The sequence below is a fragment of the Synergistaceae bacterium genome (assembly GCA_017444345.1).
In the GTDB taxonomy this organism is placed as follows: Bacteria; Synergistota; Synergistia; order Synergistales; family Aminobacteriaceae; genus JAFUXM01.
Genome location: JAFSWW010000119.1, coordinates 1 through 13,047, shown reverse-complemented (window position 1 = coordinate 13,047; position 13,047 = coordinate 1). Strand labels below are relative to the sequence as shown.

Here is a 13,047-nt window from a genome sequence, read left to right as displayed (position 1 = left end):
TTATATACGCAAAATTAACGCACAAATTTTTTTGACGAATTCAGATATTTACGCATAAAACGTGTAGTATAATTCAGGAAATTTTTTATAACGAGGAATTTATTAACATGACCGATAAAAAAATTGCTGTACTTTGCGGCGGTGATGGCAAAGAACGTGAAGTATCACTAAGGAGCGGCGCAGCTGTTCACGAGGCACTGAAGGATTCGGGCTTCAATGTAGAAATTATTGATCTGCGCTCAATGGATGATATAAATATTATTAAAGACTTTGAGGCGGTATTTATTGCAATGCACGGCGACTGGGGCGAGGGTGGGCAGCTTCAGGCAAAACTCGACGAAATGAATATACCTTATACCGGTTCAGGTGCTGAGGCGAGCTCTAACGCTATGAATAAATGGCAGGCTCGAAAATTATTCGCACGTGAAAATTTAAATATTCCTGAAGGTTTATTATTGCCGGCTGATTATGACGAAATTATTTCGAAACTTGGCCGCGATGTTGTCGTAAAACCCTGTTCAGGAGGCAGCACAGTCGGAATCACTATAATTCATGACTTAACGCCCGAAAAATTGAACGAGGCAATAAATACAGCTCGTGAAAATTATGACTCAAGCGTAATGATCGAGAAATATATTAACGGCCGCGAATTAACTTGTGCAGTATGGGAGCATGACGGAAAAATTGAGGCTTTACCAGTTATAGAAATCGTGCCTCACACTGGCTATTATGACTACAAAAATAAATACACAGCCGGAGCAACTGAATATATAGTCCCTGCTGAAATTGACGAGTCAGCAAGAAAATCTATCAGCGATATGGCCGTAAAAGCTCATAAAGTTTTAGGCTGTAAAGAATATAGCCGTGCAGATTTTAGACTCACTCCTGAAAATAAGGCATTTATTCTTGAAGTCAACACAGCACCGGGAATGACAGCAACGAGTCTAGTTCCTAAAGCAGCAAGGGCCGCCGGAGTCAGCATGTCCGACTTTGTAAAATTTATAATGAACGAGGCGATTAATAATGCAGCTAATCGAAAATAATGAGCCTTTAGTGCGAGCAAGTTTATATCCTGAAAAAATTTTAGTTCGCAGCTGGTATTACGGTGAAAATTTGCCGGGGAGTCTTCCTGAGGTTTGGCTGCGTAAAAGTGTCTATGAAAGATTATTACAGGCCGCCGAGTCTTTATCCGATGGCTTAAGATTTGTTATATGGGACGGGTGGCGTTCGTTCGAGTTACAGACATTTTTATTTGATACTTTTTTTGCGCGAAATAAGGCAAAGGGAGTTACAGACGAGGAAGCATTAAGACTCACAAAAATTTATGTAGCCTTCCCATCAAAGAATCCCGATGACGTATCAGGACACTTGACGGGCGGGGCTGTTGATTTGACTTTAGCGGATATTCAGGGGCATTTATTGCCAATGGGCGGAGAATTTGACGACACAGAAGAGCACTCACGAACGAATTATTTTGACGACTACGAACTATTAAAGATTCAAGAAAATGTGATAGCACGAAATAACCGCATGACTCTTTTACGAGTCATGACTGAAGCAGGATTCAGTAATTACCCGTCAGAATGGTGGCACTATGATTTCGGCAATAGAGCATGGGCCGAACGTACAGGCCAAGACACGGCATTTTACGGCTATATAGAACCTCCGTTTAAGTGGCGTGCTTGCTGAATATACAGCCGCAATAATTTTGACGATAAAGGCCAAGCAATTTAGACTCTCTTACTGAACGGAGAAAGCCGTTATTTTTGCGCCAGACTCGACTCTGCCAAGTTAGTCCGTGATGAGCTGAAATCTTTTCACCGAGCGAATTAATTAAATTCACGTTTTTATGCGGGCTTATAGTCAGAGTCGTACAGAAATTTTCACAGCCTAATTTTTCCGCAATTAACGCGCCTGACTCTAATTGAATCCTGAAGCACTCTTCACACCTCCTGCCGCCTTCAGGTTCATTTTCGAGTCCTGCAATTTTTCCGAGCCATTCAGACGGGTTATAGTTCAATATTTCGCAATTTATTCCCGTGTGAGCTATTAACTTGTGAAGAGCCGCGAGTCTCAAATTAAACTCGTCGAACGGGTGAATATTAGATCCATAAAAGAAGCCTTTAACGTTCCAGCCCTCAGAAATTAAATCAGGAACAGGCACACACGCATCAGGAGCGCAGCAAATATGAAGCAAAATATTTTTCTCTGACATGTCAATATATTATTTAAGCTCGTATTTAGTCTTTAAATCAAGAATTCGCAGCACGCTTTGATTAATTCTTTCTTCAGAGATCCGGCCGGAGTTCACAGCATTTAATACGGCGTTAAATGCTTCTATATAGTCATATGGGATTAATAAAATGTCGTTCCCTGCTTCAAGAGCTAACACAGCAGCTTCACCGGCGGGATAATATTTATTTATTGCTCCCATTTCAAGCGAGTCTGTTAAAATTAAGCCGTCATATCCGAGTTCATTTCTTAATTTGCCAGTGATTAACTGCTTAGAGAGACTCGCGGGTAAATCGTCGCTTGTAATATTTTCTAGTGTTATATGCTCTATCATTACTAAATCTGTATTATCAAAATTGTCAATAAACGGTATTAAATCAAATTGTAATAGTTCATCCCATGTCTTAGTAATTGCCGCATAATCCGCGTGAGTGTCATTTACTGTGCTGCCATGTCCCGGAAAATGTTTAATACAGCCTGCAACTTTATTAGCGTGGAGTCCGTCAAGAAATGCGCTTACCATTTGAGAGACTAGAACGGGATCACTTCCGAATGAGCGTTTATTTTTGCTGATTGGATTATCAGAACTTAATATATCAGGGTCAATTACGTCGGCAACTGGTGCAAAATCAAGCATGAATCCGTAATAATTTAAATAATTTCCTATTGTGTAACCGGCATTATAAGCGTTTTCGGGGTCTCCTGTCTCGCCTATTTCAAGCAAGGGCGCAATTTTAGGAAGGTCAAAACTTTCATTATTTCCGAGTCTGGCTATTAATCCGCCTTCTTCGTCTATGGCAAAAATCGGGGGGATTTCGCAAGCGTCTTCTAATGAGTTCATATAATTAATTAATTGTTCAGGATCTCGAATATTTTTCGCGAATAATATAAACCCTCCGGCGGGATATTTTTTGAGATTCTCGCGCATTACCGGTAATAATTCTTTATCGCCTGAAGATTTTGCTACTTCTACGGGAGTCGGCAGGGCTGTTAACTGTTCAGGACGAATCATGAATAACTGCCCGATTTTCTCGTTAAGAGTCATGGATTGCAATAAAATCTCGTTTTCTGTTTGCTGCTGTTGTGATATAAAACTGTTTGAGCCTCCGCAGCCTCCTGACAAGATTAACGAACTAATTAGCGCGATTACTATAAAATATTTTCGAGTCATTCTCGATTTTGTCCCTCCTGAAAAATTTATATTTATTATACGCTATTGATTAATTACTTATTGCAATAAATAAAAAGAGTCCGGCAAAAATGTCAGACTCTTTCAATCATCAATATAAATTCTTGCGTGAAAATTATATTATTTCTTTCTTGACTTCACCGCGAAAAGAATCGCAAGCAAACCGCCAAATCCCGCAAATAATCCCGAATCACAGCCGCTGCTAGATCCCTTCATAAAGTAAATAGGCTGCTCGTCGCCTGAGTCAGGACTCGGAGTAGGAGTCGGCGTGGGTGTTGGTGTAGGTGTAGGAGTGGGAGTCGGCGTTGGAGTCGGTGTAACGTCTTTGCTTTCTGTAATCTCAATTACTCTAAGAGAGCCTACAACATCATCACTGCTTAATTCTGCCTCATAAATCGTAGAGTAATAAGCCGCGGGGATCTCTCTTTTACGGCCGTTAGAATTCACGAAATTATCAACGTCAATAGTAACACTTCCGTCTGCACTCGTAGTAACTTCTGTAACATAGCTGGGGAATAAGACTCCTTCAGAATGAATAAATACATCGGGCGAATATGCTGTATCAAATAGCGGGTCTAACTCTCTATCAATTTCGCCTGTACCTGTCTTCTCAGTAGTCTCGATAAACGGCGTGTCCTCGTAAAATTCTGTTAAATCCATCAAAGTGAGTTTTACTTTAACGCCTGCGGGGAATGCCTTCCCGTTATTATCTGCGATAATCTGAGAAACTTTGCGCCCCTTATAGCTATTTTCATCTACTACAGGATTAAGCGACTCTATATAATTTTCATTAACTGTATATTCCGGCTCGTCTTGAACGGGAATTCCTGCGATTGTGAAATCTTCTTCTTCAGGTTCGGGGACTGGAGCCGAGCTTGTCGTCGTAGTGAATGCCTTAACGCATAAATTCATGGGATCAGCAACTGTCTTGTCGCCGCTTGCTTTAGTAGTGTTCGTTGCACCGTCGAACCATTGATTATTCAGATAAAAATAGCTTTTTCTCCGTCAAAGACAGCCGCAAAATCTGAATATCCGTTAATTCTTGCTTCAGTTGCGAGAGGGAATTCATAAGAAGGATTCTTTGCGTCAAGAACAACGCTGAAATAGTCTCCCTTGCTGAGTGATAAAGGACTATCAAGTTTAAATGTGTGATAACCTGCGAGCGGAACTTTTCCGATTACTTTAGTTACAGCTTGAGTCCCTGAAGTGATTGCGTTTTTCGGGTGAGTCTTGCCGTAAGTATAAATCGTAATCGTAACTTCTGCGTCATTTTGAGTCGTGTAATATGATACTTCTTTCAATGACTCGCCGTCGCTCCTTACTTTGAAGACATTTGCGGCCTGTGCTCTTGTTGTGTCAGTGATCCCCCATGCTGTGCAAGCTCCTAAGGGGTCATACTCATAAGTGATTATATTTTTGTCGATTGACTCAACTGTGAAAGCTGTTCCGTATGAAATGTATTGCTCGTAGGACATCCAGAAATAACCGCTTGTTTTATTCTGCATATAATTGCCCCATGAGTTACGAACCAGCCAAGCACCGGGCTTTGTAGGTCTGATTGATGCACTGTTGAAATTAGAAATCGGGTAATTATCGTCCCAGCCTATTATTGCTACAATGTGATTTGTCTCGTCAGGTGCGCCGTCATCTTTAAGTTTTGATTTTTCCTGTCTTGAATAGAAATATGCGCCTGTTGAGTCATTTGTAAAACGCTCATCAAATGCAGCAGCATAACCTATAGCAAGTCCGCCCTTTTCCATGATTAATTTCTTGAGTTCGTTTCTGCCTTCTTCACTGGTGAACATAATATCCGATGAAGTGTCCGTGATAAATACAGCTTCTGTAACTCTTAGGGCAGTTGGCAGATAAGCATCATGACTCTTTATTGCTGCTACAGCTGCGTCCGGGCTCTCTACGTCAAAATCTTTATATGGGAGTCCTGTTTTCTCTTCAATCGGTGCCCAGCCATAACCGCGGGTTATAATTGCTAGGACTTGCGAAATCCATCCGCCGTTATTGAATACTTGCGAATATGTAGGATCTTTTGCGAGCTGCTTTGTTTTCTTGTCAGTTACTGTGAATCTGTTTTTCCTGTCAGCGTCCATGAATGCAAACCAAGAAACATAAATTTCTGATAATTTCAGGTCGTCGGCCGTTGCTATATTGAGAAAGTTATCATTTGATAAGTGCTGCCTTAAATAACCGGTCTCAACAGCTGCCAGACTCCCAAATGCCCAGCAAGTCCCCCATATATCTTGATTCTTTATTGCCGGCACATAACCGTGTTCTCTCAAGTCATAAGAAACCGGCAGTGTCTCATTTGCTGAAAGTCTTATTACACTTTGAGCGGGGACACTCTCAAGTCTTGAGAATGTGAAGGGCACGAGATCAGCAAACGCACCCGACGCGAATAGAGAAACTAATAATAAAGCGATGACAAATTTCTTTTTCATGATCGTGAAAAATGTCTCCTTTCATTAATAATAAAAACTTGTGATAATTATATATCTAATTCGCAAATTGTGATTCAATTTCGTGAAAAATTTTCGCCGAGTTATATATCATAAATAAATGAATCTGACTCAATATTATATAATCCGCTAATTAATTTATCCCCCGTGTAGTGAGTTAATATGCTATAATTCTAAAAGTTTTACAGGATAAACAAAAAAGTTATCACTACAAAAAATTTTATATATATTAAATTCATGAAGGGAGATTTAAAACGTGAAAGGTTATGCAATGTTGAAGATCGGCGAGTCAGGCTGGATCGAGAAAGAACGCCCCGCGTGCGGTCCGCTTGATGCAATAGTCAGGCCCCTTGCTTTATCACCTTGTACAAGCGACGTTCACACAGTCTGGGAGGGTGCACTTGGAGATCGTCATAATATGATTCTCGGTCATGAGGGCTGCGGAGTAGTTGACGAGGTCGGCGCACTAGTCAAAGATTTCAAGCCCGGAGATCGCGTAATGGTCGCAGCGATTACACCTGACTGGGGTTCACTTGAGGCACAGGGCGGATTTGCCCAGCATTCAGGCGGAATGTTAGCAGGCTGGAAATTTTCAAACTTTAAAGACGGCGTATTTGGTGAATATTTCCATGTGAACGAGGCAGACTCAAATTTAGCACATCTTCCCGACTCAATTTCACCCGAAGAGGCTTGCATGTTGTCCGATATGGTACCTACAGGATTTCACGGCGTTGAACTTGCACAGGTTGAATTCGGCGACACAGTTTTAGTAATAGGAATCGGCCCCGTCGGTTTAATGGCAGTAGCAGGCGCAAATCTTCACGGAGCAAGCAGAATTATTTGTGTAGGAACCCGCAAAGTTTGCCGAGAAGCAGCAGCTTTTTACGGAGCAACTGACTTTATAGGCTATAAAGACGGCAGCATTGACGAGCAAGTTATGAAGCTCACAGGAAATAAAGGCGTTGACAAAGTTGTTATCGCAGGCGGCGGCGTTGAGACATTCGAACCGGCAATTAAATGCTTAAAAGCAGGCGGAAGAATCGGCAATGTAAACTATCTCGGCAGCGGCACATATGTAACTATTCCCAGAGTTGAATGGGGCTGCGGAATGGCAAATAAAGTAATTGCAGGCGGACTCATGCCCGGCGGAAGATTGAGGCTCGAAAAGTTAAGCAGTCTTGTAGCTTGCGGAAAATTGAACGTCAAGAAATTAATTACTCACCCGTTCAAAGGCTTTGAGCATGTAGAAGACGCTTTAATGCTCATGAAGAACAAGCCCGCAGATTTGATTAAGCCTGTAGTTGTGCTTTAATTCGCAAAAATTTCATAAATATATGACGCTCTGTGAATAACGGGGCGTTTTTCTTTATATAATAATCATCATGCAAGTATTAATAATCAGCGGCTTTCTAGGAGCAGGCAAGACAAGTTTTATTAAAGCAATGACTCACGCGACCGGCCGGCAATTTGTAGTCGTAGAAAACGAGTTCGGGAACTCAAATATTGACAGCAAACTATTAAATCAGGGCGATAACAGCATGAAAATTTACGAACTCACTGAGGGCTGTATATGCTGTTCTATGAATATGGATTTCTCGCTTTCAGTCATGACCATAGCAAATAGTTTAAATCCTGATTATATAATTGTCGAACCGAGCGGGGTTGCTATGCCGTCAAGAATCTTAGAGAGTCTCCGCAAAATTTCATACGAGAATATAGGCGTGTTAGCTCCTGTTGTTATAGTCGACTCAAAAAATTTTATCTCGCAAAAAAATTTTTACCCCGAATATTTCAACGATCAATTAAATACGGCGGGAACTGTTGTATTATCGAAATCTGAAAATTTATCCCCTGAAGATTTTAACGAGATTCATAATTTACTAGGCATTAATAATAATATAAATTTCCCGTGTGAGCATTATTCAAAGTGGCCGCGTGAAAAATGGCTGGAATTATTGACCCTGAAAAACGGCAGATCACAAACTCCCGCGCCGACTCCTGAAGCAAAATTATCAAGTCTAGCACTCACAAATATAAATATCTCTTCACCCGATGAGCTTATATATAAATTAGAAAATTTATTATCAGGAAATTACGGCGATATAGTGAGGTCAAAAGGATTCGCATTAACTCCAAACGAGTCTATAAATTTCAGCGTTGTTAATGGACTCTACGAGATAACCGGCGCAAATAATAATAGTAATTCTGATATTGTAGTAATCGGGGAAGATTTGCAGATTGAAAAAATTAATAAACTGTTCGGAGGGCAAATTATAGAAGAAGACGGCGATTAATTTATAAATAAGCCTCCTGCATAGTATAATACTTTGTGTTAGATTCAATAAAAAATTTTACTATGTTATCAAGGGGGGTAATTTTTTGAGTCGTCTTGTAATTAGACCTGAGACAGAGATTCAGGCAACGGCTAATTCACTTCATGCGGACTTAGAGAGGCGTGTAAAGGGTGCACCGCCCGGGCTTTGTCCGTTAGATTTGGCGAGCAGTTACTTAAAAGTTTATTCGGCTCAGACTTGCGGGAAGTGTGTACCTTGTCGAGTGGGTTTGCGTCAACTTGAAAAATTAATCGATGATTTAATCGAGGGGCGCGGAGATCTCAAAACAGTAGATTTAATCGAACGAACAGCAGAAAGTATATATCATTCAGCGGACTGCGCTATAGGTTATGAGGCTGCAAATATGGTATTAAAAGGTGTTCGCGGCTTCAGAGATGATTATATTGCACACGCTGAAAAAGGTCATTGCTTGGCTGAGGGATTTCAGGCAGTGCCTTGTGTATCTTTATGTCCTGCACATGTCGACGTACCCGGCTATATTGCTTTAATAAATGCAGGAAGGCAGGCCGATGCAGTTAGATTAATACGTAAAGATAACCCGTTCCCTAGTGTCTGCGCTATGGTGTGCGAACATCCTTGTGAGAATAAATGCAGGCGTGGACTCGTTGATGACGCTTTGAATATTAGAGCATTGAAATTATACGCTGTAACAAATTCCGGCCATGTTCCTGTATATCGTGAAGGAGAAGGCCCGGCACCTGCAACCGGCAAAAAAATAGCAGTCGTAGGAGGAGGGCCAAGCGGTATAAGTGCGGCTTATTATCTTGGAATGATGGGACATAGCGTAGAAATTTTTGAGCAGCGTAAACAATTAGGCGGCATGTTACGTTATGGGATTCCAGCTTATAGACTGCCCAGAGAAATTTTAGACGAGGAAATAAGAACACTTTTGACAGCTGGCGATATTAAGGTTCATACTGAGACAGTTATCGGCGGAGATTCTTATTCGCTTGCTAAATTGAGATCTGAATTTGACGCGGTTTATATTGCGATAGGTGCTCACACTGATAAAAGTTTAAGAATTCCCGGAGAAGATTCAGAAGGCGTTATGTCAGCTGTTACACTTTTAAGGAAAATCGGCGATGATAATTACCCTGATTTCACGGGCAAAAAAATTGTTGTAATAGGCGGCGGAAATGTTGCGATGGACTGCGCTCGCTCGTCAATGAGATTACACGCTGAAAGAGTAGTTATAGCATATAGACGCAGGCGTGAAGAAATGACAGCACTTCCTGAAGAAGTCATGGCCGCAGAAGCCGAGGGGTGCGAATTATTCGAACTTGTTGCGCCTCAAAAAGTAGAAGTCGAGAACGGTAAAGCAAAAGCACTCTGGGTACAGCCTCAAATGATTAGCTTTGTTAAAGACGGCAGGCCGAGTCCTAAAGCAGCAAGCACTGATCCTGTTAGAATTGAAGCAGATATTATTGTTGTTGCAATCGGTCAGGGTATAGAGAGCTATAATTTTATGAATGTTCCAGTTAATACGCGCTCAGGAACTATTAAGACTCTTGACAGTGAAGAACTTGAGAATATGCCCGGTATTTTTTCCGGCGGAGACTGCGTAACTGGTCCTGCTACTGTCATAAGCGCAATAGGTGCAGGCAAAATCGCAGCAGCAAATATTGATGAGTATTTAGGCTTTAATCATTTAATAGAGCTTCCCGTTGATATTCCCGAACCTGTACCGCATAACAGGCCGGCATGCGGACGAGTCAAATTGCGTGAACGTTCAGTTGATGAGAGAGTTAAAGATTTCAGCCTCGTTGAAGAAAGTATGACTCAAGAAGAAATGGAACAAGAGACTAACAGGTGTCTGCGCTGTGATAAATACGGCTTTGGCACATTCAGGGGAGGCCGTGAATTACGATGGTAAATATAAAGATTAACGGTACAGCACTTCAAGTTCCCGAAAATATAACGATTCTTGAAGCCGCGAAAATGCATAATATAAATATTCCGCATTTATGTTATCTGAAGGATTTAAACGAGATCGGCGCGTGTCGTGTGTGTGTTGCTGAAATAGTCGGGCTTGACAGGCTCGTTGCGTCATGTAACACGAAAGTTTTAGAGGGAATGGAGATTCGCACAAATTCTCCTAAAGTCAGGCAGGCACGCAAAATTAATATTGAGCTCCTATTATCACAGCATAGTGCAAGATGTCCGGAGTGTGCACGTTCAGGAAATTGCGAATTACAGAGCATAGCAAACAATCTCGGCATTACTGAATTCCCATATCATGAAGACATAAAGCATTTAGACTGGAATCAAGAATTCCCGTTGATTCGTAAAGACGAAAAATGTATTAAGTGTATGCGCTGTGTGCAAATATGCGAAAAAGTACAGCATATGAACGTATGGGACGTAGCAAAATCAGGCTCTCAAACTTTAGTAGACTGTCGAGGCGGTCAAGACATAACAGAAATTAACTGCACAGTATGCGGCCAGTGTATAACACATTGTCCAGTCGGTGCGCTCGTTGAACGTGATGACACCCAGAAAGTTAGAGACGCTTTTGCAGACGGCGATAAAATTATGATTGCTTCAGTAGCTCCGGCCGTGCGAACTTCATGGGGCGAACAGTTAGGACTCACTCATGACGAGGCAACAGCAACAAGACTCGCGAGTGCATTAAGAGCAGTCGGCTTTGATTATGTGTTCGATACTGATTTCTCGGCTGATTTGACTATTATGGAAGAAGCCAGCGAATTTGTCGAGAAACTCAAGAATGCGAAAAATGAGAAATTCCCGATGTTTACGTCATGCTGCCCGGGCTGGGTTAGATTCATAAAAATGGAATTCCCCGACTTAGTGCCGCAGTTATCAAGCGCGAAATCACCTCAGCAAATGTTCGGAGCGATTATAAAATCATGGTACGCTAAGATTTTAGGAGTTACGCCGGATAAAATTTATCACGTTTCATTTATGCCGTGTACTGCGAAAAAATATGAGTGTGCTGTTGAGTGCATGAACTCATCAGGAGCGCGCGATGTTGATGCAGTCTTGACAGTTAGAGAGATGGACAGGCTTATAAGATCTGAAGGAGTCAATGTTAAAGATTTGAAGGATTCAGACTTTGACTCGCCGCTCGGTACAGCGTCAGGAGCAGGCCATATATTTGGCACAACAGGCGGAGTTATGGAGGCTGCATTAAGAACAGCGTATTATTTCGTAACAGGCAAGAATCCAGATCCGGACGCTTTTAATTATGTACGTGATTATCACGGCAGAAAAGAAGCTGAATTTGAAATCGCAGGCGCAAAATTAAAAATTGCAGTTGTTCACGGACTGGGCAATATTAGAAAACTTTGTGAAGATATTCAAGCGGGCAGAGTCCATTATGATTTTGTTGAGTGTATGGCATGTCCGACGGGATGTGCAGGCGGAGGCGGGCAGCCCATTCACGAGGGAGAAGAACTCGGAGAAGGACGCGGCAAAATTTTATTAGATATGGACAAAAAAATGACGCTGAGATTTTCACATGAGAATCCTTCAATTATTCAGTGTTATAAAGAGTATCTAGGGAAGCCGCTCGGTGAAAAATCGCATCATCTTTTACACACTGACCAGTCTAAATGGGAATTATGGAAAACTAAATAAATTTTCTTATTCTCTCATTTAAGCAACACAACGCGATACTAAATAAATTTCTTCCCGAGTTTACACACAAGCCCGGGAAGATTTTATTATTTATGCTCGTTCCAAAATTTTAAGCTGCCTTCATGTGCCTGAACTTTTTCGGGGAGTGCTGTATCAGGCGTTAATTCTTGCATATCTTGGACTCGTTCGGACAAAAATTTTTTATTCTCCCAGATTGATTTATTCAACGCGTAAACAAGACTCTCCGGCAAATCCTTACGAATTACTATACAGGTAAAATCTCCGACTGTTTTAACGGGGCCGCTGCCTGCTGGGAGTGATTTATAAATTCCCGGCTCGATCTCAAGTGTTACTGTTCCATATGCATCAGATAATTTATTTAATGATTCTTGACTCACTGGCAGCAAAATTATATCCGTTCTGTCTTCAATGCTCGTAATAATCGGCGCAATCTTCCCGACCGAGAACGCAAAGCAGTCTATAATATTATTCACTAGCAAATCAGCTCCGGCCTCATATGAATAATAATCAACACTTCCGCCCCATTCGATAAAAATTTTCTTGTAGTCAATCCCGAATGCTTTATCAAATAATGCTTTAATTACAAATTCGGAGCTAGTTCCGGGCTTAAGAGTCGCAAATCTCATTGAAATTTTACGGTCTATTATGTCATCAAGAGATTTAATTTTATTTTTCACGGCAAAATCTCGGCGAATCACAAAATATGTGTATTGAGTATATAAATTTGTCATGATTACTGCGTTGTTTACTGCACGCCCGTTAAAATCAGCCTCACCCTTTAGAGCCGCTCCGAGTAATGACGTTACAGAGAATCCGAAATCCGCCCGTCTCGCATGAGTGTTTAAAATGTTTGAGACTCCTGCACCTGACACGCTGATTGTCTCAGGAAGTCCCGATTTAGTAAAAATTTCTGATAATGCCGTTCCGAGTGTCGCCCAGTTCCCGCCCTTAGGACCTGACATAAAGCGCAAATGTGAAGGCCAGTTAGATTCACTCGCATTACAAGCCGACGAGAAAATTAATAATATAATCGCGATAAATAATTTTTTCATGATTGAATCTTCCCCCTGTCTTATTAGTTGATAGAATATAATAATTAGCAAAATTTTACATGAGAGAATATAAATCGCAAGGGATATAATTTGTGAACGGCCATAAAGTTTTTTGCAAGCAAAAAATCCGC

The 13,047-nt window shown here is 41.3% G+C and carries 11 protein-coding genes; 6 read left to right on the top strand and 5 right to left on the bottom strand.

Annotated features, from left to right (window positions below):
* The first annotated feature begins 107 nt into the window (after positions 1–107).
* Together IJS99_09320 and IJS99_09315 are read left to right on the top strand one after the other, a co-directional pair.
* Entirely contained in the window at positions 108–1,043 is a 936-nt protein-coding gene (locus IJS99_09320; protein MBQ7562009.1) for a D-alanine--D-alanine ligase, read from the top strand.
* A complete protein-coding gene (locus IJS99_09315) occupies positions 1,024–1,689 on the top strand; it encodes a M15 family metallopeptidase (GenBank protein ID MBQ7562008.1) in 666 nt (221 codons plus the stop codon). The genes IJS99_09320 and IJS99_09315 overlap by 20 nt, the downstream gene beginning before the upstream one ends.
* Here the strand turns inward: IJS99_09315 and IJS99_09310 are convergent.
* The 4 genes from IJS99_09310 to IJS99_09295 form a co-directional block, all read right to left on the bottom strand.
* Positions 1,670–2,215: an epoxyqueuosine reductase QueH gene (locus IJS99_09310; GenBank protein ID MBQ7562007.1), complete on the bottom strand. Its 546-nt coding sequence runs from the start codon at positions 2,213–2,215 to the stop codon at positions 1,670–1,672. The genes IJS99_09315 and IJS99_09310 overlap by 20 nt on opposite strands.
* A 9-nt stretch (positions 2,216–2,224) precedes the next feature.
* Entirely contained in the window at positions 2,225–3,403 is a 1,179-nt protein-coding gene (locus IJS99_09305; protein ID MBQ7562006.1) for a hypothetical protein, read from the bottom strand.
* Between the two features lie 138 nt (positions 3,404–3,541).
* Positions 3,542–4,333 carry a hypothetical protein gene (locus tag IJS99_09300; GenBank protein MBQ7562005.1) on the bottom strand — a complete coding sequence of 264 codons (792 nt, stop codon included), beginning with the start codon at positions 4,331–4,333 and terminating at the stop codon, positions 3,542–3,544.
* Between the two features lie 68 nt (positions 4,334–4,401).
* Complete coding sequence (locus IJS99_09295; GenBank protein MBQ7562004.1) at positions 4,402–5,874, bottom strand: hypothetical protein; 1,473 nt, start codon at positions 5,872–5,874, stop codon at positions 4,402–4,404.
* A gap of 274 nt (positions 5,875–6,148) precedes the next feature.
* On the opposite strand from IJS99_09295, the gene IJS99_09290 reads away from it, so the two are divergent.
* The 4 genes from IJS99_09290 (at position 6,149) to IJS99_09275 (ending at position 11,843) form a co-directional block, all read left to right on the top strand.
* Complete coding sequence (locus tag IJS99_09290) at positions 6,149–7,204, top strand: NAD(P)-dependent alcohol dehydrogenase (protein MBQ7562003.1); 1,056 nt, start codon at positions 6,149–6,151, stop codon at positions 7,202–7,204.
* A 70-nt stretch (positions 7,205–7,274) separates the two neighbouring features.
* Entirely contained in the window at positions 7,275–8,186 is a 912-nt protein-coding gene (locus IJS99_09285; protein MBQ7562002.1) for a GTP-binding protein, read from the top strand.
* An 85-nt stretch (positions 8,187–8,271) separates the two neighbouring features.
* Positions 8,272–10,119, top strand: a complete 1,848-nt coding sequence (locus IJS99_09280; protein MBQ7562001.1) for an FAD-dependent oxidoreductase — start codon at positions 8,272–8,274, stop codon at positions 10,117–10,119.
* On the top strand, positions 10,113–11,843 hold the full coding sequence (locus IJS99_09275) for an iron hydrogenase small subunit (protein ID MBQ7562000.1): 1,731 nt from the start codon (positions 10,113–10,115) through the stop codon (positions 11,841–11,843). Before IJS99_09280 ends, IJS99_09275 begins: the two co-directional genes overlap by 7 nt.
* An 86-nt stretch (positions 11,844–11,929) precedes the next feature.
* Here the strand turns inward: IJS99_09275 and IJS99_09270 are convergent, their stop codons facing one another.
* Positions 11,930–12,916: a TAXI family TRAP transporter solute-binding subunit gene (locus tag IJS99_09270; GenBank protein MBQ7561999.1), complete on the bottom strand. Its 987-nt coding sequence runs from the start codon at positions 12,914–12,916 to the stop codon at positions 11,930–11,932.
* Positions 12,917–13,047: the final 131 nt, after the last annotated feature.